A 22519-nucleotide genomic window follows, 5' to 3' on the forward strand; every position below is an offset into this window, starting at 1 on the left:
GGGTGCCACTCCTGAGGGTGTTGATCTGACGGCTGCTGTGGAGCAGGAGCCTGCCAGTGGTGCGTTGGAGCTGGCTGGTGATGGGTCGTTCACTTATGAGCCGGAGTCCGGGTTTGTGGGTGAGGATTCGTTCACCTATACCGCGACGAAGGTGGTCGACGATCAGGAGTTGGTTTCGGAGCCGGGTGCGGTGAGCATCGCTGTCACTGAGGAGGATGTGCCGCCGCCGGAGCCGGAGGTTCCTGTGGTGGTTGATCATGCGTTCGAGGTGGAGCAGGATTCGGTGCTCGAGGTGGCGGCTCCCGGTGTGTTGGGGGGTGCCACTCCTGAGGGTGTTGATCTGACGGCTGCTGTGGAGCAGGAGCCTGCCAGTGGTGCGTTGGAGCTGGCTGGTGATGGGTCGTTCACTTATGAGCCGGAGTCCGGGTTTGTGGGTGAGGATTCGTTCACCTATACCGCGACGAAGGTGGTCGACGATCAGGAGTTGGTTTCGGAGCCGGGTGCGGTGAGCATCGCTGTCACTGAGGAGGATGTGCCGCCGCCGGAGCCTATCGAGGTGAACTACGATCTCACCGGTGAGACCTACGTGCAGGCCGCTGACGGCACGTTGCCGCTGACCGGAGTCATTGAATCCACAGTGGATCTTCAGACCGGCGATGTCGAAGCTGATGTCCATCTCGATCCTACCAAGGGAAGCTTCCGGGTATTCGGATTCCTGCCCGCCAGCGCGAACGTCGAGTTCGAACAGGTCGGCAAGACTACCGGTACGTTCGCCAACGGCGAGCTGACGACGAGTTCGGATGTGCTCGTGAAGCTGCCGAGGGTCAACCTGCTCGGCTTCCCGATCTCGAAGCGGGACACCTGCCAGACCGAGGAACCGGCTGAGATCGCGATGTCCAGCACCGACTTCAGCCCGTTCGACGGGGGTGTGCTCTCCGGCGAGTACACGATTCCGAGGCTGGAAGGCTGTGGATTCTTCACCCCGCTGATCAGTGCGCTGACCTCGGGGCCGGGCAACACCATCGAGTTGGACCTCGTGCCCCGGCCGGAAAGCTGATCGGCTCGACAACAGGATAATCCACGAAAGTGGCGCTGTGCCCCTGTTGCCCGTGGTGGCAGGGGCACAGCGCCCACCGTGATGAGAGTGGAAGGTAACCCAGATGCTCAGACGTCGTGAGCTTGTCGCTGTAGCCGTCGTCGCCGGGATGCTCGCGGCGGCCTGCAACTCGGATGCCAGTGGTGACTCGGAGCGTGACCCGGGTGGTGGCTCCGCGCCCGACGATGCGGCGGTTGCGTGGGCGGGAAAGGTATGTGAGTCACTGTGGGAAGGCGGCGAAGCACTGGGGGAAGCCCCAGCGCCAGACAGCGCCGATCCGCTCGCGGCACGCGACGCCGTTCTGGACTTTCTCGGAAACGTGCACGAATCACTCACCGGTCTGGAGGGGACGCTCGAGGATCTCGGCGAGCCACCCGTTCGAGGCGGACCGGAAGTTTACGGTGAGGCCATGGCAACGCTGGAGGACACGCAATCGGCGGTGGCTCGGTCCATCGACGAACTGGACGCCGCCGAGATCGTCGACGGGGAGAGCTTCGAGGCGGCGATGGAACGGGCCGGTGAGACGTTCGCGGAGCTGGATACCCTCGACGGGCCCGCGGGTGAGTTCCGCCAGAACGATGATCTGCGTGCGGCGATGGACGAGGCGCCGGAGTGCCGTTCGTTGTAGCCTCGATATTCGAAACGCGAATCGTTCCGGGTACCCGAAGAACGCGGAGTACGGAGGGGAACCGTGCCCTGGCAGCACGTGAAGCAGGTGAAGCGGCCCGCGCGTGAGCGCGGCGTACCCGTGAACGACCTGCTTTCGCGTGAGGGCGTGCGGCCGCGATTCGAGCACCGGCAACAGTACCCGGTGCGGCAAGATCCCCCGGTGCTCGGTGAGGCGCTGGCCACGGTACGCAATGGCATGCTCGGCGTCGCGCTGCTCGTCGCCGTGCTCGCCTGGGGCGGTCCCGTCGTCTACAACGCGTTGCTCGACAACCCACCGGCAGTGGGCAGTGAGGCCGACTCCGATGACGGTACCGAGGAGGCCGACTGGGCGGATGATCCCCGTTCGCCGCCGACGACGTCCCCGGGACGGGAGACCGAAACCCGGGTGCCGCACGGCTCGCCACCGGGCTGGCAGGACGCCGAAGGCTGGCAGGACTACGTGCCCGAGCGATATCGGGAGTATCTGGAGCGTGATCCCTCCGATGGTGACGGCGGTTGAGCTTGCTTTCCGTTTCCCACCTCTGTGCGCATCGAAGCGCCCCCTTCCGCTGTATCAGGGAGCACGGCGGCGCCGGTAGCTATCCCGCGGCGCTGGACGCCCGGCGAGCGTCACGCTCGGTACCGAGGTTCCGCAGAGTCCTGAGCGCGATCTCGATCATCAGTCGTTGATCCGGATCGTCGAGCTTGTCACCAAGCAGCTTGTTGACCTGCTGCATGCGGTACCGCACGGTTTGTGGATGGACTCCGAGCTGTCGCGCCGTGTCGTTGACGCTTTCCCTGTTCTGCAACCAGCTGAGCAGTGTGGAGCTGAGCCGTGACCGCTGCTTGGGGGTGAGCGAGTCGAACGGTTCCAGCGCCCGCTCGGACAGTTGTGACAGCAGGAACTCGTTGTTGAACAGCAGCAAGTTCGCAAGATGCTGCTCGCACCACAAAATCGGGGTGTCCGGAAGCGCACCGCGCTGAACGAGGTCCAGGGCGTGGCGAGCGGTGAGCAATGAGCGGTGGACATCGGCGAGCGGTACCACGGGACCGACGGCTGCGCGGCGGTCGCCGAGCAACTGGCCGAGTTGCTCGACGTGAGCCTCCGGATCGGCCAGCACGAGGCAGGGCTCCTGGCTTTCCAAGTCGACGAGAACATCGGGATGCAGCACGTGCGTGCAGTACCGGTACTGGTCCTCGTGGAACTCCAGCGCGACCGCGGCAGCTCGTTCGGGCACGGGCCAGTGCGTGGCTGCCGCGAGCTCGTCGATACTCGTCGTGGAGGCGGGCTGATCGGACAGCAGTAATCTGAGCAGTTGGTGCCTGCGGCGTGCGTATGTTCCGGTGGCATGGGCTTGGGCTTCGGTATACCCGGCGACAGCGACCGAGCACAGCTCGTCGGTGTAGCCGAAGATCGCGTCGGCGAGCGCGAACAAGGTGTTGGAGGGAATCCCGACCGCCATCCCGGCGGCATGCACATGCCGCCAGGCCACGCGCGCACCGACCCGCACGGACTTGTGCAGCGCGTCGAGTGTGCGACCTTCGTGGTACTCCACCTTGCCGACATACCGGAACCAGTCGCGCCACTCGGACTTGTCGACCTCACTGCGCCCCAGGTTGTCGACGACCTGTAGTACCGACTTCTCCACGCAGGTCACGAGGATCTTGCCGAACTCACCCTCCAGCGGCTGAGCGTACTCTGGTACAGCCTTCCTGACCTCTTGGATGATGTCCTTGATCATCCTGTTGGCCATCGGGCGGATGTAGTTCTCGAGCTGCGCCTTCGGCACCGCCGCGAAGACCGCTTGTGGGTCGATGCTGGTCAGGCGCAGCCCGTGCTGGCGCTGCTTCGGTGAGTGCACTTGTCGGTCCGTAGTCGCTGTAGCCCCGTTTGGGCCTGTCTGACCACTGTGGTTGAACGCAGCGCTCATGGATCTCGCCCCCGATACGCAGTGAGCGTGACAGACTAGCGAATTACGCGCCGTTGCGAGCCTGGTGAATTCTGTGAACCGCACGATAGACCTGGGCACTTTGACTGTCAATTGGTACAGTTACCGACCAGTAAGATCCCCACTTTCGACGGGGTCCGAGCGGATGACCTGCGCACACACTCGCAACAGTGGCTGGTTCACCTTGTTGTCATGTGACAAACACGTTCTCGCCACTTCGAATTCTATGAGTATTCTTCATGTTCTCCTCGGTGGGTTCCGGATGGGGCGCGAGTGATAGCCGTGCGACACCCGTAGGGCTGCGGGTGCCGTGACGGCTCACCCGGGGGACGCGGGCGCTACCGAGTGCGGTTGATGTCGCGTTGTGGGCTCGCGCGCATCACGGACTCGCAATCTTGTTGGGGACTTAGCAGGTTCGCGAGCACAGTCGCTTGTGGGCTCGCGCTGTGCCAGGATTCGGCTCTACAGCGAGCGGATCGCGTGGCCCATCGGGCGCGCTGAACGTGTGAGGACGGGAGGTCGTGCTCGTGTGGCGAGCCGGTGGCGCTCATCGATCGAAGTGTCGAACAGCGGCTGCGTGGTGTGGCGCCCTCCTCATGCTGCTTTCACTCCAGGTGACGTCCAGTGCGGCGAGCGCGCTCGAGGAACCGGCAGGGCTGACTGACCGGGCGTCACTGCCGAACCCTCAGCACGAGAGTGCCGATTTCTATCGGCCCCCGTCGCCGCTGCCGGAAGGTGGTCCGGGCGAGATCATCCGTTCTCGGCCATCGTCGGCGGGTCCGCGTTCGGCACAGGCGCTCGCCGAGGCCTGGCAGGTGATGTACCACTCCACCGATGCGCTGGGCGAGCCGAACGCGGTGACCGGGACCGTCCTAGTGCCGCGCGACGTGCCCGGCGAGGAAGTGCCGATCGTGGCGCTGGCACCCGGTACCCATGGGCCTGCGGCCCGCTGCGCGCCGAGCGGGATGATCGACGCAGGGGCGTACTACGAGCAGAATCCGCTGAACGAGCTGCTGCGCAGTGGCTATGCCGTGGCGGTTCCGGACTACGAGGGCTACTACGAGGGCGGAGGCACCACCTACCTGGCCGGACGGGCCATGGGCGCGGCCACGCTGGATGTCCTGCGGGCGGCACAGCGGTTGCCCGAGGCGGGCCTCGGCGAGAATGTGCCGGTGGCCGTGCGCGGCTACTCGCAGGGAGGGGCTGCGGCGATGTGGGCGGGTGAGATGCACTCCGGGTACGCCGGCGAGCTCGACCTGGTCGGTGTCGTGGGCGGTGGAGTTCCTGCGGACCTCGTCGAGGTCGCGCTGCCCCTGGACGGGACGTGGGGATTCGGCGTTCTGGCTTACGGCCTGATCGGCCTGGACAATGCCTACCCGGAGCTCGATCTGGACAGTTATCTCAATGAGGAAGGCCGGACGGCATTCGACGAGATGCGTGCCGACGCGTGCACGTTCGAGCTGCTGACCCGGTACGCGGGTGATCGCATCGCGGACTACACCGAACGTAGCCCCGTCCTGCGGCCGGACTGGCTTGCGCGGATCGAGGAGAACGCGCTCGGTGCCGGTTCGATCGATGTACCCGTTTACCTGTATCACGCGACGAACGACGACCTCGTCGCGTTCGGCCAGGCGCGGTCGCTGCGGGATACCTACTGCGATCAAGGAATGGACGTTCGCTGGGAGGAGTACGAAGTCGACTCCCCTGCGCCGCACATCACGATGATCAACGTCGCCGACGCGGGCGTACGGGCGTTCCTTGCCGAACTGTTCGCCGGGAATCCGGTGACAGACGGCTGCTGAACCGGCCGAGGAGGTGTTCATGTATCGCGGGAGCCGAACCCTGCTTACGCTCGCCGCATCGTTCGCAGGCACGCTGGTGCTGGCCGTCGGAGGAGCATCTGCCGTCGCCGAATCGGAATCACGAGCCGACACCCGTTCCACCGCTGAGGAACAATCTACATCGGAAGGTCCGGAGACCTCTAGTTTCGTGCGTGCGTTCCTATACTCGCAGGTGAACTGGGCCGTCGACCCGCCGGGCGCCAACGACTGGGACTGCGAGCCGCCTGCAGACCGGCCTCGACCGGTGGTGCTGGTCCACGGGACATGGGAGAACCGGTACAGCAACTTCGCGAAGATGGCGCCGGAACTGGAGCGTGCCGGCTACTGCGTATTCGCGCTGGACTACGGGGACGATCGCGGAAGCCTCATCGGCCTGCACCCGGCGCTCAAGGGGACTGGCGATATCGCCGGGTCCGCCAGGGAGCTGGGACAGTTCGTCGACGAGGTACTCGATGCCACCGAAGCGTCCCAAGTGGATATCGTTGGACACTCGCAAGGTGGCATGATGCCACGCCAGTACCTCAGGTTCGAGGGTGGAGCGGACCCGGAGAACCCGGAACGCAACAAGGTGCGAAACCTCGTCACGCTGGGTGCGACGCACAATGGCACGACGCTGAGCGGGTTGGCCACACTCGCGGAGTGGTTCGGGCTGCTCGAACCGAGCGAGCTGCTGCTTGGCACGGCAGCCGTGCATCAGGTGCGGGGTTCCGACTTCCTCGAGGAGCTCAACGCCGAGGGGCATACCGAACCCGGTGTCGATTACACCGTGATCGCGACCAGGTATGACCAGGTCACCACGCCCTACGAGTCGACCTTCCTCGAGCCCGGCCCGGGTGCGACGGTGGAGAACATCACGCTGCAGGATGGCTGCCACAGGGATCTGTCGGATCACCTGTCGATGTCGTACTCGCCGCGGGCGATCGGGTACGTCAAGCAGGCCCTGGACCCGGCCGCGGGCGCGCCGCCGTGCGAGTTCCACCGACCGGTGGGCTAGGCAGGACACCGTCCACTGCGGTGTTGTCGAGCAGGCAGGCCGCGAGGAATGGGCTCGCTGTCACTCGATGGAGTGAGCTCGGGTTGGATTGCTGAATAGCCGCCGTACCGGCCTGCGTTCGACAGGGCGACGCGTTCCGGATGCCCGCCTGTCGGATGAGCCGGTCAGGGCACGAATGCACCCGCCGTTCGGGGGAGTCCCCGGACGGCGGGCCCGCTGCCCTCTCGGCGTCGTGCGCGCTCAGGCCTGCGGATGCCGGGTACGGGAGCTGACCACCGGCGTGGGCTGCCCGCCCGAGCTCGGCCGATCCTGGGCGTTGATGATGACCCGAAACGCGACAAAGACGAGCACACCGAGTATCGGAATCCATTCGAGAATCATGGCGCACTCCAATTGCGCGGTATATTCCACCTGATCGAGTGATATGCACACTATCGACCTCGATGTCGGCATATAGCCGCTTGTCCGTCATCGTAGCGCCGGAGCATCCCCGTCGGAATTCGCGACGCACGTACGCAACACAAGAGTGTGACAGGGGTGAAATCCCGCAGGCGGTGTTGTACGACGGGACGAGGTTTCGGTGGTCCTGGAGGGTTATTCACAAGTTTCCGGGCGGGGGTCGGCGCAGCCGACTCGCGAACGGAAACTGCAGGTGGCGCACGGTGCCCGGTGTCGTGGACACAGGAGGCGGGCGCGAAGCGCCTCCGATTCGGGTGGTGGTGGGCGACGGGCGGGAGAATAGCCCGACTTATGAGTAAGGCACTGCCGCCCACTCCCGCGGCAGGCTCGTACCGCCCTGCGGCTCGGCGTGGGCCGTGGCGGACCACCACCGGCTGGCCGGTCTCGCCCGCCGCCGTAGGCTCCCCGGTGAGCACGGTTACCTCGGCAGTGAACGGAGCAGCGTGTGGGTTGGGAATTCTGGATCGACCGCGGTGGCACCTTCACCGACATCGTCGCTAGGCGGCCCGACGGCGGCCTCGCCTCACACAAACTGCTGTCGGACAACCCCGAAGCCTACTCAGACGCCGCGGTAGCCGGGATCCGTCACCTGCTCGGCCTCACCGGCGACGAACCGGTACCTGCCGACCAGGTCGACGCCGTGCGGATGGGCACGACCGTAGCCACCAACGCGCTCCTCGAACGCAAGGGTGAGCGCACCGCGTTGGTGATCACCAAGGGGTTCGCGGATGCGCTGCGGATCGGTTACCAGAACCGGCCCCGCATCTTCGACCGCCACATCGTACTGCCCGACCTGGTGTACGAGCGGGTGATCGAGGTGGACGAGCGGGTCACTGCCGACGGTACCGTGCTGCGGGCACCCGATGTGGACCGGCTTTCGGTGGAGTTGCGGGAGGCGCACCGCCGCGGCATCCGGGCGGTGGCGGTGGTGTGCCTGCACAGCCATCTCTACCCGGAACACGAGCGCTTGATCGGTGCGCTGGCCGAGCGGATCGGGTTCGGGCAGGTCTCCCGCTCCAGCGAGACAAGCCCGTTGATGAAGCTCGTGCCGCGAGGCGACACGGCGGTGGTGGATGCCTACCTGTCCCCGGTGCTCGGCCGTTACGTGGCGCAGGTAAGGGGACAGATGCCCGGGGTGCGTCTGATGTTCATGCAGTCCAACGGCGGGTTGACCGACGCGGGTCACTTCCGGGGTAAGGATGCGATCCTGTCCGGCCCGGCAGGCGGCATCGTCGGTATGGCACGGATGTCGCAGCTGGCCGGCTACAACCATGTGATCGGCTTCGACATGGGCGGCACCTCCACCGATGTCTCGCATTACGCGGGGGAGTACGAGCGCGTGTTCGACACCCACGTCGGCGGGGTCCGGTTGCAGTCACCGATGCTGGAGATCGACACGGTGGCCGCCGGAGGCGGGTCCATCCTGCACTTCGACGGCAGCCGTTACCGCGTCGGTCCGGATTCCGCAGGCGCCGACCCGGGGCCTGCCTGCTACCGCAGGGGCGGTCCGCTGACCGTCACCGACGCCAACCTCATGCTCGGCCGTATCCAGCCCGCGCACTTCCCGCACGTGTTCGGGCCCGGTGCGGACCAGCCGCTGGATGCCGAGGTCGTGCGCGACTGGTTCGCCGAGCTCGCCGCACGGATCACCGAGCACACCGGGGACCGGCGCAGTCCGGAAGAGGTCGCCGAGGGCTACCGGCAGATCGCGGTGACGAACATGGCCGGTGCGGTCAAGCGGATCTCGGTGCAGAAGGGCCACGACGTCACCAAGTACGTGCTCACCACCTTCGGCGGGGCAGGCGGGCAGCACGCCTGCGCCGTGGCGGATTCGCTCGGCATCGACACCGTGCTCGTTCCGCCGATGGCCGGGGTGCTCTCAGCGCTCGGTATCGGCCTCGCCGACGCCACCGCGATGCGGGAACAGTCGATCGAAACACCCCTGTCGCTCGAGGCGATGGAGCGGTTGCACGGCGAGGCCGACACGATAGAGGCGGATGCCAGGGCGGAGCTGCACGCCGAGGGTATCGACGAGCCACGGATCCGCGTGACGCGCCGCGCGCACCTGCGGTACGACCGCACCGACACGGTGGTGCCGGTGGAACTGACGGGTCACGACGAGATGGTCGCCCGGTTCGAGGAAGCACACCGCGCGACGTACTCGTTCCTGCTGGACCGGCCACTGATCGTGGAGGCGCTGTCGGTGGAGGCGACGGGGCTGACCGATCAGCCCGACTTGTCCGCCCTCGGAAGCTCCGCCGGTGAGGTCGGCGGTGCGGTGGCGACGGTGCCGCTGTACAGCGCGGGAGCCTGGCACGAGGTGCCGCTGCACCAGCGGGACACGCTCCGGCCGGGCGACGAGGTCAGCGGGCCGGCGATCATCGCGGAGGCCAACGCGACCACGGTGGTCGACCACGGTTGGCTGGCTCACCTGACAGAGGCCGGTCATCTGGTCGCCGAGCGGGTGCACACCAGGGCGGGAGCGGACGTGGGAACCCGCGCCGATCCGGTCCTACTCGAGGTCTTCAACAACCTGTTCATGTCCATCGCGGAGCAGATGGGATCCCGGCTGGAATCGACAGCACAGTCGGTCAACATCAAGGAACGCTTGGACTTCTCCTGCGCGCTGTTCGATCCGGACGGCAACCTAATCGCCAACGCGCCACACATCCCCGTCCACCTCGGATCCATGGGAACGAGCGTGAAGGAGGTCGTGCGCAGGCGCGAGGGAACTATGCGGCCGGGCCAGGTGTACGCCGTCAACGACCCGTACCACGGCGGCACGCACCTGCCTGACGTCACGGTGATCACGCCGGTCTTCGACAGGGTGGGGGAGTCGGTACTGTTCTACGTCGCTTCGCGCGGTCACCACGCCGAGATCGGTGGCATCACGCCGGGATCCATGCCCGCGGGCAGCACCCACCTCGACGAGGAAGGCGTGCTGTTCGACAACTGGCTGCTGGCCGAGGACGGTCGCTTCCGTGAAGAGTGGACGAGGGAACTGCTGGAAAGCGCGCCGTACCCCTCGCGCAATCCGGAGACGAACCTCGCCGACCTGCGGGCACAGATCGCCGCCAACCAGAAAGGCGTCGACGAGGTCAACAGCATGATCGACCACTTCGGGCTCGATGTGGTGCAGGCGTATATGCGGCACGTGCAGGACAACGCCGAGCAGGCCGTGCGCCGGGTCATCGGCACGCTGTCCGACGGCGAGTTCCGGTACGAAATGGACTCCGGTGCGGTCATCGCTGTACAGATCACTGTGGATCGTGATCAGCGCTCGGCCGTGATCGACTTCGCGGGCTCCTCGGCACAGTTGGACAGCAACTTCAATGCCCCGTCCTCGGTGGTGACCGCGGCCGTGCTGTACGTCTTCCGTACTCTTGTGGCCGACGACATCCCGCTCAACGACGGTTGTCTGCGGCCGTTGACGGTACGAGTACCGCACGATTCCATGCTCGCGCCCGGATACCCGGCCGCGGTGGTCGCGGGCAACGTGGAGACCTCGCAGGCGATCACCGGAGCGCTGTACGGGGCGCTCGGGGTCCAGGCCGAGGGCTCGGGCACGATGAACAACATCACCTTCGGTAACGATCGCTACCAGTACTACGAGACGATCGGCTCGGGATCGGGTGCGGGGGAGGGCTTCGACGGTACCGATGTGGTGCAGACCCACATGACCAACTCCCGCCTGACCGATCCGGAAGTACTCGAGTGGCGCTTCCCCGTGTTGCTCGAGGAGTTCGCGATCCGCCCCGGCAGCGGTGGCACCGGCCGTTGGCGTGGCGGGAACGGCGCGGTGCGCAGGTTGCGATTCCGCGAACCGATGACGGTGTCAACGTTGACCGGGCACCGGCGGGTCCGGCCCTACGGCCTGGCGGGTGGGTCGCCGGGCGCGCTCGGCGTCAACCGGGTCGAACGTGCCGGTGGGGACGTCACCGAGCTCGCCGGGTGCGATTCCGCCGAGCTGGGCGAGGGGGACGTTCTGGTCGTGGAGACTCCGGGTGGCGGCGGCTACGGCAGCACGGATGGTACGGACGCCGCCGACCCGCGCGACGAGTAGGCGGGCCAAGCCGCGGTCGTCGGCTGGCCTCCGGCCGGTTCCGAGTCTCGCGAAACGGGATCACCGCACCGCCGGTACCCGGTAGGCTGGCCCGGCGCGCGCCGGGAATGGCACCAGGCGGAAGGGGCGACGATGGACCGGCAGCTCTGCGAGTTCGACACCCAGGACATCCGGATCGCGGTGGTGATGAGTGGTGGGGTGAGCCTGGCCGTGTGGACCAGCGGGGTGACCATCGAGCTGTCACACTTGGCACAGGCACGCGCCGAGCCGTCCCCTGCGGTGGAGTACCGGGAGATCCTGGACCTGCTGCGCGCGACCGCCACGATCGACGTAGTGGCGGGAACCTCGGCCGGTGGCCTCAACGGGGCGTTCCTCGCGCTGGCGCTCGCGAAAGGCCGCAAACTCGAACGGCTGCGGGAGCTGTGGCGGGATCGTGGTGGCCTGGACGACCTGCTGCGGGACCCGATGCAGCGTGGGGCCCGCTCGCTGATGCGGGGTGACTACTTCACCGATGTGATCACCGGAGGACTCCGTGACCTGGCTGCGAACGGCACGCCGGTGGCCTTGCACGGAGCTGGGCAGGATGCCGAGCACGCGGCCGCGCCGCTCGAGCTGATCCTGACCGGAACCCTGTGGCACGGCCGGAGTTCCACGTTCACCGACGACCTGGGTACCAGCCTGAGCGAGGTGGACCACGACGCCACGTTCCGTTTCAGTACGACCGAGCTGCCCGCGGCCCCGGAGGGAGCTCCCGCCTGCGGTGACCTCACCGACCCCGGGGTGGTGGAGCAGCTCGCCGCGGCGGCGCGGTGTACCTCGTCGTTTCCCGGCGCTTTCGAACCCCGGTGGGTGTCGGTCCACCCGGAGGAGAGCGGTGTGGACAACCGCTACGCTTCCGATGCCGGGCGGGCCGACTTCCGCCGATCCCAGTTCGTCGTCGATGGCGGCGTGCTGCTGAACAGGCCGTTGCGCCCCGCGCTCGACGCGATCTACCGGCAGCCTGCCGATGTCCAGGTGCGGCGGTTGCTGGCGTACGTGGTGCCGAACCCGGCCGAGGCGCCCGCCTACGATGACCACCGCGATGGTGGGAGCACCGGGGTCCCGGACGCCAGGAGCGTGCTGCTGGACGTCGTCACCCGCATGCGCGACACCGACTCCGTCAGTGCCGAGCTCGGCGAGATCGCGGAACGCAACTCGGCGGTCGCGGCACGGCGGCGGGCACGGGCGTCGCTGGCCGCTGCCCTCGCGACTCCGGGGGGAGACGGTTTCGCCGACCGCACCTGGCAGGGCTACCGCCAGGTGCGCACCGATCACGCGGTTCGCACCATCGCGCGGTACCTCGCGCGTGGTCAGGACGGTTCGTCGGGTGGCTGGACCGAAGGTGAGCTGGTCGACGCGTTGCGCGAGCACGACCTGTGGTTCGTCCCCCGGGACGCGACCCTGGATGAGGCGCTACGGCGCACCGGGGAGGAGTGGCCGTGGGGACAGTCCACCGTGTACCGGCTGGGCGAGATGGTGATCGATGTGCTCAAGCGCGCCGTCTGGCTCGCCGATCCGGGAAGCGAACCGAAACGGGTGATCGTGGATTGCCGCCGTTCGATCCACGCGACGCTGCGGCGGATCCGAGCCGAGGCCGCGACGCTGCGCGAGTACTGGCTCACCGCGCCACGCGGCGACTCCCGTTATGGTATCGCGCGGATCCCGGAGCGCATCGGTCGCCGCGACACGACGGCAACCAACCAGGACCAGCTCCACGGCTGGCTCGACCGGCTGCTCGACGGTGCCGACACCGATGTAGCCGAGCACGTCGGGCAGGTGATCAGCACCCGAGATCGCCGGCGGCAGCTGTACGACCAGGCACAACACCTGGCGGATCACCTGTACGGCTGTGCCACCGCGATCATGCGGGTGTGCGAGCGCGGCAATGACACCGTCGACCCGGACGGCGTCGAGCGGGAGCACCTGAACTCGCTCGCCCGGTACGTGCTGGAGGGCTCGGGATCGGCAGGCGAGGTGCTCCGGCGCCTGCTCCGGCTCCACGTGGCGCAGGCGGCCGTCGGTGACGCGATGGCCGATGTGGACCAGGAGGTGGAGCTCGCGCAGGTCGCCGCCGAGCACGGCGACTGCGTGACCGGCACCCAGGCGCATCACTTCGGCGCTTTCTACCGGGGAACCTGGCGGGTGAACGACTGGATCCACGGCAGGCTGGACGCGGTGCATCACATGGTCCGGCTGCTGCTGTCGCCGGAACGCATCCGGCAACTCGGCGATGCCGGGCCCGCACTCGCGGACATCCGCAGGTTGGCGGTCGGCCAAGAGGGACAGGGCAACCCCGATCGCGATTGGCTCGACGGGCGCTGGCAAGCAGAGGCGGCGGAATGCGAGCGGGAGCTCGCCGCGCTCGGCACGGTATCCGGTACCCCGCGTGCGTTGCCGTGCTGCGCCGTGCGGATCGCCGAGCGTATCCAGACTCGAATCCTGCGTGAGGAGCTGCACGCGCTGGCCGTCGCGATCCGCGCGGAAGCCGATGTCCCCGAATCCAGTACGGCCTGGCTGACCTGCTACGACGCCGCCGCGGCCACGGCGGGTCCCGGCGGGATCCCCGCAGGGGAGCTCTGGGAGCTCTGGGAGCTCGCCAAGCAGCGGATCGGGTCGCAGCGGATCGGCGACGAGGTGGGTGCCGACACCTTCGCGCGGACCGCGGCGCGCGCCGCGGCGGTAGCAACCAACGTGGTCGGCTCGCCCACCCGGCCCAAGCCCGTGGCCACCGTGCTCGCCGGGTTCCGCGGTTACGCGCTGGCGGTGTGGACGTTGGTGCGGTTCCTGACGACGGGGAGCAGCTTCGGCACCCGGGTGGTGGACATGGCCCTGGTGGCTGGTGGCCTGCTGCTGGCGGTCACCCTCGTCGTGCCGGGTATCCCGCTGGGGCTCACGCTGGCAGGGGTGGCGCTGATCTCGATCGCTTTCACCGCTGCCGCGCTGTTCGACAGCGGCACCGACACGGGACGGCGCGCCCTCGGCTGGCGCTTCCTCACGCTGGCGGCGATCGCGCTTGCGGCTCTCGCAGGTTATCTCGCTTGGGACATCGCGGCCCACGGCTGGCGCGGCTCGGCGTGGACGCTCGTCCTCAAGGTGGCCGTCGCGGTCGCCATCGTGTTGGCAGGGGTGTGGGTGGCGCGCGCGCAGCGCCGCTGACCGGGTGGGGGGTGAGCCGAAGGACTCCTTCGGTACATATCCGGTACCCGAGGAGTCCTTCGGCTCACCCCCGCCGTGCGATCGTCCGGGCGACAGGCAGCTGAGTCATTCGGGCGCGTATCGCTGGGTGACCTCGGTCCATGACAACAGCGACAGCGCTCCCTGCCTGCTCGCACCACCCGCGATGATCAGCTCGTCGTCGATCACGCCGTAACCCGCGCCGTGGACGGCGAGCACGGAATCCAGGGCTTCCTCCCACTCTTCCTCGTCGGGTGGGAGCACGAGATGCCGATCGATGATGCCTCCGGTGACCAGGCTCGGGTCCTCCCCGTCGACGACGTGGATCGCGTCGCCGAGCGTTCCCACCGCCATTGCGCTCATCGGCTCCGGCAGGCTCGGCCCCGCCCGCCAGGTGCCGGTGTCGGGTTCGTAGACATCGACCCAGTCGAGCAGGCCGCTGGTCCTGCCACCCAGCGCCCACACCTCACCGTCGCGGGCGACGGCACGGAGGTGGTCGCGGTTGTCGCCGAGCGGTGCGCCGCGCTCCCACCCCTCCCCGGGCGTGAAGGTGAGCACTTCCGTCGTCGGCCCCTCACCGCCGACAACGTGCAGTCGGTCGTCGAGCGCCACCATGGCGTGCCCCTGCCTGCCTTCGGGCATCGGCGCGACGGACTCCCATCGTTGCGCGCCGGGTTCGAGCGTCCAGACCTCCGCCCGCGGCGTCCAGTCGGTGATCGACTCGGCTCCCCCCGTCACGTAGATCGTGCCGTCGAGCTCGGCGGCCGCGGCGTGGTGGCGCGCTTCGGGCAGGTCGGGCGCTTGCCGCCAGCCGTCCTCGTCCGGGTCGTAGGCGTGCACCGCCTGCGAGGTGCGCCCGACACCTGCGAGCCCTCCGATGATGAACAGCTCGCCCCCCGCTACCGCCGAGGCGACCTCCCCCCGCTGCTCGGGCAGGTCGGCGGCACGTTGCCAGGGCGGCTCGGCTTCCGGTGCCGGATTGGTGACCACCAGCGCGACCACCGCCACCGCCACGATCACCGCGATCGCGAGGATGGTCACCAGCACGGCGCGCAGCACACGCACACCGGTTCCGGGACGCCGCTTGGCTGCCATCACCCCATGATGGCCGACACCGGAAGTGGACCGTGAACATTCACTCGGGTGGTGGCGTGCCGTCCGCCGGGCGTTAAGGCCCGGTGTTCTCGGTGAGCGGGTCGAGGCCCAGCGCATGCATCATGGCGAGGAACACCTCGGTGTTGTCCAGGAACGCGTTGAACCGGGCGGCTCCTGGCCCGGAGGCGAAGATCGGCACATCCTCCACGGTGTGCACGCAGTTCGTCTGCGTGAGCGGCAGGTTGCCGGTTTGCAGCTCGGCATCGGGGTCCCTCTCGGGGTTGTCGACGGCGTTGCCGGTGTCCTCGTCGAGCAGCGATGGTTCCCGGAACACCGGCTGGTGCCGGAATCCGTCGGTGTGGTCAGGGTGGTTGGACCACCCGTAGAACAGCGACACATCGGGATCGGGGTCGTCCGGGAACCCGTCGCCGTCGGAGTCGGCGTAGGTCGGGAAGCCGGCTGCGGCGTAGACACCGTTGCCCGCCCTGCCGTCGGCCTCGCGCCGGTCATGGGTGCCCACGATGCTCATCGAGTGGTTGTGGTCGGCGGTGACCACGATCAGCGTGTCGTCCCTATCCTCGGCCCACCGTTTCGCCAGCCCGATGGCCTTGTCGAACTCGATCGTGTCGTACACCGCCCTCGGCCCGTCGAGCGGATGCTCCATTTTGTCGATCGAGGCCGCTTCGATCATCAGGAAGAAACCGTTGTCGTTGCGGGAGACCACTTCGAGCGCGGCTTCGGTCATCTCCATCAGCGTCGGCTGGTCGGTCCAGTCGCCGAGCCGGTCGGGGTCCTTGGCGTGCTCGCGGTCCAGGTACACGTCCATGTCGCCGTCGTGGAACAGCCCGAGCAGTTTGTCGGGCGGCCCTGCCGAGGTCACCCGCCGCAACTCTGCGCGGTTGCTGACGTGGGCGAATCCCGCCTGACGGAACTCCTCGATCACATCGCGATCGTCGTCCCGTTCGGACCCTTCGGCGTCGCGGGGCAGGAGGTAGGCGCGGCCCCCGCCCATCCACACGTCCGGCATCCGCTCCGGTTCGAGCGCCTGGTCGGTGATGTCGAGGTACTCGGACCGCCTGCGGGCGTGGGCGAACACGGCCGCGGGGGTGGCGTCCTGGATCTCCGAAGTGGCCACCACACCGATCGACATCCCCCTGGTGCGCTTGAGCAGTTCGGCGACGTTCTCCACGCGAGGGTGACCGTCGGGGTCATCGGCGTTGCTCTCGTAGACGCCCATGGCGTTGACCGAGGACTTGTGCCCGCACATGTAGGCCGACATGGAGTTCGCCGAATCGGTCGCGATCGAATCGGCGCCGGAGGTGCCGACGAACCCCCGGTACTCCATCCGGTCCATCTCCAGCAGCCCGTGGTACTTGCCTTCGGTGATGCCTCGCGACAGGATGCGTGCCGCGGTGATCGCAGGCGATCCCATGCCGTCGCCGAGGAAGAAGATGATGTTCTTGGCCGGGCGCTTGCCCGCGGGAACCCGCACCACCTGGTGTGTCACGCTGGCACGGCTGGTCCTGCCTCGGGAACGCGCGGTGGCCCGCACCGTGTACTCGCCAGAGCCTGGGTATCCCAGCCCGCGATAGGTGACCTCGAGGCTGTCGGTGGCCGAGCTGGTGCGTTCGGGTTCGCCGTCCAGTACCGGTTCCGGACCGTCTGGTCCGTGCACGGTGATGTCGATCCGGGTGGTCCGGGGGTCGACGCCGGTGACCTCCACGCGGAGGTCGAACCGGGCACCCGCCAGCACTGTCGCCCTGTCGATGGGCAGGATCCGGATGTCGGGCACCGGCCTGCCCCGTACCGGGCCGCCGGGCGGGCGGCCGGTCGCCGCGTGCGGCTGCCGCGCCGCCAGCGGACCCCGCGGCACCCGAGGCCGTGGCGAGGTGGCCGCGCCCTGCCTGCGGGGGCTCGCGGCGGCGTTCCCGGAGCCGAGCCCGACGAACGCGGCGGCCGCCACGCCGCCGGTGCCTGCGCGGAACAGTGAACGCCGGGAGAACCCGCGCCACGACTCCGCCTGCTCACCGCTGTCCTGCCCGCCTGGCTGCTGATCGGATCCGTGCTCGTTGCCGTGCGACATGCCGTCCCTTCCGTGGTGTTGCGGGGTCCGCTGAACACCGTGGGATGCGCATGTGGTGATCGATCGACGCGCGCCTGGAGGGTGGATGACACGGGGGTGAACAGTTCGCCGAGTCGACAGCGGCTACCCGGGAAGTTAACCCCGGTCGGCTGCCGTGCTGCGGGTGCGCCTGCCGCTGCCCGCCGCCGCGGTGACATAGCACCACGCGAACAGCGCCCAGGCGGCCGCGAAGATCAACCCGACGGAGATGTAGCCCACGGTCCACAGCACCGCGGGGGTGTCCTCCTTGCGCTCCCGCTGGAGGAACGAGATCTCGCTGATGAACTCGCGTTCCCCGGAGACAGCGGGGATTTCCGCCGCCTCGGCCTCCGGGTCCTCCGGGGCGTACAGCGGGGCGATCGCCATCGTCCGCAGTGGGGTGTGCAGCCGCAGTCCCGTCTTCCACTCGCCGTAGACGGGTAACGGCTCGGTCGTTCGGTAGACGCCGTCGCCGACGCGTTCCAGGGAGGCGTCGTGGAAGTCGCCACCCTGCCAGGACAGGAACCGGAACCAGATCGCGTCCCCGGTGGCATCGGCGGGATCAAGCGAGACGGTGGCGTGCACCCAGCGCGGCTCGGCGTCCTCCTGCGGGTAGGCCACCTCCTTCGCCTCGGAGGTCTCGGTGAGCTCGAACTCCGCGGTCGTTCCTTCTTCGGGGGCCTGCGGCGGGACGGTCACCGCCAGCAGCGCGGTGACCAGCAGCGCCCCGCCGAGCCCTGTGGCGTGCTTGGTCGCGAACCGCCTGCCCGCGGGGCCCGTTGTGGCCGGTTGCCGTGGATCGCGGTGGGCGATGGCCTCGACACGCTGGTGCTGCCAGGCAGCGATCGCCGCCCCACCGACTGCGGCCGCGGTGCCGAGGACGAGGAACGTGGGCATCATCGCGGTGGGCCACGGGTAGGGCATGACCAGCTGCGAGAAGCCCCATTCGGCAGGCATGCCCGCTATTCCGCAGGCCAGCCCGGCGAGCAGCGCGAAGCGGTAGCCCAACTCCTTGCGTGCCATGGCCAGTGCGACGAGCTCCACCACGAGCGCCTGCGCGAGGTAGGGCAGGAACGGTGAGGTGGGCATGTCCAGCGTGGCGGGCACCACCGCGTAGAGCGCCCGCGAGGCGAAGAAGACCGCCAGCACGATGAGGGTGGCCCCGGGGCCGAACTGCATCCGGGCGTAGATCAATGCCCACGCGGAGGCCAGCCCCACCAGCACGACCTGGCTGGCCAGCGGGAACTGCGGCACCCCGAGGTCGAACTCCATCAGGAACGCCGATACGCCCATCAGCCAGGCACCGGCAAGCACCGGCGAGAGCACGCGCACGAAGCGGCCATTGCTGCCGACCTGACGGGACTCGGCCAGCAGCAGCTGGAGGCCGAGGATGACGCATATGCCGCCGCCCACCATCAGCACGTGGGTCGGTCCCCAGAGCGTGACGTCCTGTCCGAAGAGCCGGTGCCAGATGTCGTCGAGAGGGAAGCCGCTGACCGCCACGACCCCTGTCGCGGTGATCAGCACGGCGCCCATCGGCACCCGCCAGTCGCCGGGGAGCCGGAGCGTGCGCGCGGGCAGCGGGTCCCTGGCCAGTGCCGCGCTCATGACGCCGGTGAGGAAGATACCGATCAGGCCGAGGTAGATGGGGTAGTGGGAGGGATTGTCCAGCGGCCCCTCGTCCCTGCCGAAGATGATGTGGGAGGGGACATCCCAGTAGACGCCGACCAGCGCCGCCACCCCGGACAGCAGCGCCGTGCCCATCGGCAGCGCCGTCCAGCGTGGCAGCCCCGTGCGCCGGGCGGCCCAGTCGGCGAGCTTGCCGAGTAGCGTGCGCTTACCCCGGCGTTCGGCCATGCCGAGCCACACCAAGGGGACGACGATCAGCACGAAGATGCCGAACGCGATCAGTACCTGGTCGAGCGCGGCGCCCCCTGCCGGGGCGGAGTGGGCCAGCTGCATCGACGCATCCTTCCGCACGTGTACCCGTCATCCCTGGTCGGAACCGGTCAACCGGGTGTCGATCCCAATATGGCGACTCATAGTAACAGTTACTACCGGTAACAGAAAGGTCCGGGGCGGCTCGTCAGGGCGTGCCCACCGCGTCCCCGCTCGCGCCGGAGCTCCAGCGTCGCATCACCGGGGGCGAGGCGCCACTCGCAGCGCAGCGGCCGGTAGCACCGTCGAACGGCACATGTGTCGCCACGGCGCCGGTAGGCTGCTCCGGGTGGGCCGGGTCGCTCGGGTCGCGAGTACCGGCGCGCCGGTCGACCGTGACGCTCGGGAGGTGACGATTGGCCGGGCACATGTCCCCTGAGGAGTTCCGGGAGCACGGCAAGCGGGTCGTGGATTGGATCGCCGACTACCTGGCGGGCATCGAGCGGCACCCGGTGCGTGCCACGGTAGGCCCCGGCGAGGTACGGGCCGCCTTCCCCGACGAGCCCCCGGAGCAGGGGCGGCCGTTCGAGCAGCTGCTCGGCGAGCTCGACCGCTCGGTGATGCCCGGCATCACCCACTGGCAACACCCGCGTTTCCTCGCGTACTTCCCGGCCAACGCCAGCGGCCCCGCCGTCCTCGGTGACCTGCTCTCGGCCGGGCTCGGCGTGCAGGGCATGCTGTGGGAGACCAGCCCGGCCTGCACCGAACTGGAAACCGTGGTGGTGGACTGGCTGGCGGGGCTGCTCGGGTTACCGGATCAGTGGCGAACGGACGCGCGCGGCGGCGGAGTGATCCAGGATTCGGCGTCGAGCGCGGTACTGGTGGCCCTGGTCGCTGCCCTGCACCGGGCGTTCGGCGAGCGTGGCAACCGCGCAACCGGCACGCTGTACGTGTCCGAGCAGACCCACTCGTCGGTGGCCAAGGCCGCCAGAATCGCGGGGGTGCCTCCCGGCAACGTCCGCGTGGTCGAGCAGGACCCGCGCACGCTGGCCATGTGCCCCGAGCACCTCGGCACGCTGCTGGCCGCCGACCACGCGGCCGGACGGGTCCCAGTGCTGGTCTGCGCCACCATCGGCACCACCTCCACGGCGGCGATCGACCCCGTGCGCGCGATCGGGCAGGTGTGCCGCGAGTATCGGGCATGGTTGCATGTCGACGCCGCCTACGCCGGGGTCGCCGCAGTGTGCGAAGAGCTGAGGTGGATCAACGACGGTGTCGAGTACGCCGATTCGTACGTCACCGACCCGCACAAGTGGCTGCTGACGAACTTCGACTGCAGCGTGCTGTGGGTGGCCGACCGGCAACCGCTGGTCGACGCGCTGTCGATCCTGCCGGAGTACCTGCGCAACGCGGCGACCGAATCCGGGGAAGTGATCGACTACCGGGACTGGCAGGTGCCGCTCGGCAGGAGGTTCCGCGCCCTGAAACTCTGGGCGGTGCTCGGCTGGTACGGGGCAGAGGGGCTGCGCGAGCACATCAGGACGGGGGTGGCGCTCGCGGCGGAGTTCGCCGAGCTCGCCCGCGCGGACGGGAACTTCGCCGCCGATGAGGATCCGAGGCTGGGCCTCGTGTGTTTTCGTCCACTATGGCCGGGATACACGGCCGAGCAAGCCGACAGGGCGACCGGGGCGTTGCTCGACCGGCTCAACGACTCGGGAGTGCTGTACCTGAGCCACACGCGCGTGGCGGGACGCATGGTGCTGCGGGCCGCGATCGGAGCGCCCGCCACGCGCAGCGAGCACGTACACCACGCCTGGCATCGCATCGCGGCAGAGTACCGGGACATGCGTCAGGGGTAGGACAGCGGCCCTACCCCTGACGTCCCGTCTTACTTTCCGCTCAGAAGCAGGGCTCGGTCATCTCGTGCTGCTCGGCCGTAGGCCCGGCGAAGAAGTCCTCGAGCAGGGTCAGGCCCGTGGGTGCGTCGGTGTCGACTTCGTTGAGCAGGCTCTCCCTGAAGACCGCGTCATCGGGTTCGCCCGCGTAGTTGCCCGCCTCATCTGGCAGGATGCCCTCGTAGTCCACCGACTCCAGCGAGCCCGCTGCCTCTCTGAGCCCTTCGCGGGTCAGGTCGCCGGCCTCCACGGCCTGCTCGATGGCCTCCCGCATCGCGTACGACCACGTCCAGCCCGCAGTGTAGCCCTCGTTGGGCGTCACGCCTTCGAGCTCCGCGCGCATCGCCTCGTGCCCTGGCGTGTCGGCATCCCAACTAGCCCACGGAGCCGCATGCAGGTACTGCGCCTCGAACGCATCGGCGGCCGGGCTGTCCAGCAGCGCGGGGTTCCAGGTGGGGCTGGACCCGATGAACGTGCCCTCGAAGCCGCGCGCGGCCGTCTGGCCGACCACGACGGCGGCGTCGGCGGGTGCGGTGGTCAGCATGACCATATCCGGATCCTCGGAGAGGACTGCCTGGATGGCGTCACCCTGGTTGTCGGTGCCGGGTGGGGTTTCCACGGCGCGGAAGTCGAGACCGCGCTCCTCGGCGGCGATCTCGGCGCCACCTGCCGCATCGTCCCCGTAGTCGCCCGCGTAGTGGACCGCGACCACCGATTCGGCGCCGAGCTCGTCGACGGCGTAATCCACGGAGTTCATCGCCTCGAGGCAGTAGTTGGTACCCGCCTGCAGGATGACGTCCTCGAACAACCATTCCGAGGACCACGACGCCGGGGCGCCGATGACGTCGTTGCCCTCCATATCGGGCAGGATCGCCGCGGTCTGCGGCGAGCCGAGGGTCTGGGCGAGCGCCAGGACGTCGTCGCGGATGTCCCGGTAGACCTGGTTGTGGATCTCCGGGTTGTACTGGTTGTCGCGCACGAAACTGGTCACGTCGATGTCGTAGCCACCGATGCCGCCGTCCTCGTTGACCCGGGCCCAGAACGCCTCCTGCGCCTCGGTGATCGGCTGCGCAAGTGCGGCGAACGGGCCTTCGCTCAAGTCAGAGATGGTACCGAGGTAGATGCACCCGTTGTCTTCATTCGGGGTGTTGGGGCAGGGATCCTCGGTGACGCCGACGTCGATCTCGGCGTCACCGTCGCGGAACCCGCAGGCCGAGGCGACGAGCGCCACGGCGGCGAAGCTCGCCACCAGAGCTGCTTTCCGTCTTCTCATGATGATTCCCTCTC

The 22519-nt window shown here is 68.3% G+C and carries 13 protein-coding genes; 8 read left to right on the forward strand and 5 right to left on the reverse strand.

From position 1 onward, the window contains the following. The 3 genes from F8178_RS02995 to F8178_RS03005 all read left to right on the forward strand — a co-directional run. On the forward strand, positions 1–1057 hold a 1057-nt coding region (locus tag F8178_RS02995; RefSeq protein ID WP_317493071.1), incomplete at its 5' end, for an Ig-like domain-containing protein. A gap of 103 nt (positions 1058–1160) precedes the next feature. Continuing rightward, positions 1161–1724, forward strand: coding sequence for a hypothetical protein (locus tag F8178_RS03000; protein ID WP_317493072.1), 564 nt, complete (start codon positions 1161–1163; stop codon positions 1722–1724). A gap of 63 nt (positions 1725–1787) precedes the next feature. Further along, a complete protein-coding gene (locus F8178_RS03005) occupies positions 1788–2264 on the forward strand; it encodes a hypothetical protein (protein ID WP_317493073.1) in 477 nt (158 codons plus the stop codon). Between the two features lie 79 nt (positions 2265–2343). Here the strand turns inward: F8178_RS03005 and F8178_RS03010 are convergent, their stop codons facing one another. After that, positions 2344–3606: a helix-turn-helix domain-containing protein gene (locus tag F8178_RS03010; protein ID WP_317493074.1), complete on the reverse strand. Its 1263-nt coding sequence runs from the start codon at positions 3604–3606 to the stop codon at positions 2344–2346. Between the two features lie 683 nt (positions 3607–4289). On the opposite strand from F8178_RS03010, the gene F8178_RS03015 reads away from it, so the two are divergent. The 4 genes from F8178_RS03015 (at position 4290) to F8178_RS03030 (ending at position 14245) form a co-directional block, all read left to right on the forward strand. After that, positions 4290–5495, forward strand: coding sequence for a lipase family protein (locus F8178_RS03015; RefSeq protein ID WP_317493075.1), 1206 nt, complete (start codon positions 4290–4292; stop codon positions 5493–5495). Between the two features lie 19 nt (positions 5496–5514). After that, entirely contained in the window at positions 5515–6528 is a 1014-nt protein-coding gene (locus F8178_RS03020) for an alpha/beta fold hydrolase (protein WP_317493076.1), read from the forward strand. 904 nt (positions 6529–7432) lie between these two features. After that, positions 7433–11050 carry a hydantoinase B/oxoprolinase family protein gene (locus F8178_RS03025; protein WP_317493077.1) on the forward strand — a complete coding sequence of 1206 codons (3618 nt, stop codon included), beginning with the start codon at positions 7433–7435 and terminating at the stop codon, positions 11048–11050. A gap of 132 nt (positions 11051–11182) precedes the next feature. Continuing rightward, positions 11183–14245, forward strand: coding sequence for a patatin-like protein (locus F8178_RS03030; protein WP_317493078.1), 3063 nt, complete (start codon positions 11183–11185; stop codon positions 14243–14245). A gap of 105 nt (positions 14246–14350) precedes the next feature. Here F8178_RS03030 and F8178_RS03035 read toward each other — a convergent pair whose 3' ends face one another. From F8178_RS03035 to F8178_RS03045, 3 genes are all read right to left on the reverse strand, one after another. Continuing rightward, positions 14351–15358 carry a kelch repeat-containing protein gene (locus F8178_RS03035; RefSeq protein ID WP_317493079.1) on the reverse strand — a complete coding sequence of 336 codons (1008 nt, stop codon included), beginning with the start codon at positions 15356–15358 and terminating at the stop codon, positions 14351–14353. 73 nt (positions 15359–15431) lie between these two features. Next, positions 15432–17441 carry an alkaline phosphatase gene (locus F8178_RS03040; protein WP_317493080.1) on the reverse strand — a complete coding sequence of 670 codons (2010 nt, stop codon included), beginning with the start codon at positions 17439–17441 and terminating at the stop codon, positions 15432–15434. 135 nt (positions 17442–17576) lie between these two features. Then, complete coding sequence (locus F8178_RS03045) at positions 17577–19421, reverse strand: hypothetical protein (RefSeq protein WP_317493081.1); 1845 nt, start codon at positions 19419–19421, stop codon at positions 17577–17579. A gap of 344 nt (positions 19422–19765) precedes the next feature. Between F8178_RS03045 and F8178_RS03050 the strand changes: the two genes are divergently transcribed. Continuing rightward, entirely contained in the window at positions 19766–21196 is a 1431-nt protein-coding gene (locus F8178_RS03050; protein WP_317493477.1) for a pyridoxal-dependent decarboxylase, read from the forward strand. A gap of 40 nt (positions 21197–21236) precedes the next feature. Here the strand turns inward: F8178_RS03050 and F8178_RS03055 are convergent, their stop codons facing one another. Further along, a complete protein-coding gene (locus tag F8178_RS03055) occupies positions 21237–22505 on the reverse strand; it encodes an ABC transporter substrate-binding protein (protein WP_317493082.1) in 1269 nt (422 codons plus the stop codon). Positions 22506–22519: the final 14 nt, after the last annotated feature.

This window comes from Haloechinothrix sp. LS1_15, from assembly GCF_033042135.1.
Taxonomy (GTDB): Bacteria; Actinomycetota; Actinomycetes; order Mycobacteriales; family Pseudonocardiaceae; genus Haloechinothrix.

Excerpts from the sequence above, each read along its gene's own strand:
- F8178_RS03055 (WP_317493082.1), bottom strand. The coding sequence starts at position 22,505 with ATGAGAAGACGGAAAGCAGCTCTGGTGGCGAGCTTCGCCGCCGTGGCG.
- F8178_RS03000 (WP_317493072.1), top strand. The coding sequence starts at position 1,161 with ATGCTCAGACGTCGTGAGCTTGTCGCTGTAGCCGTCGTCGCCGGGATG.
- F8178_RS03015 (WP_317493075.1), top strand. The coding sequence starts at position 4,290 with ATGCTGCTTTCACTCCAGGTGACGTCCAGTGCGGCGAGCGCGCTCGAG.
- F8178_RS03035 (WP_317493079.1), bottom strand. The coding sequence starts at position 15,358 with ATGGCAGCCAAGCGGCGTCCCGGAACCGGTGTGCGTGTGCTGCGCGCC.
- F8178_RS03050 (WP_317493477.1), top strand. The coding sequence starts at position 19,766 with ATGTCCCCTGAGGAGTTCCGGGAGCACGGCAAGCGGGTCGTGGATTGG.
- F8178_RS03030 (WP_317493078.1), top strand. The coding sequence starts at position 11,183 with ATGGACCGGCAGCTCTGCGAGTTCGACACCCAGGACATCCGGATCGCG.
- F8178_RS03045 (WP_317493081.1), bottom strand. The coding sequence starts at position 19,421 with ATGCAGCTGGCCCACTCCGCCCCGGCAGGGGGCGCCGCGCTCGACCAG.
- F8178_RS03020 (WP_317493076.1), top strand. The coding sequence starts at position 5,515 with ATGTATCGCGGGAGCCGAACCCTGCTTACGCTCGCCGCATCGTTCGCA.
- F8178_RS03040 (WP_317493080.1), bottom strand. The coding sequence starts at position 17,441 with ATGTCGCACGGCAACGAGCACGGATCCGATCAGCAGCCAGGCGGGCAG.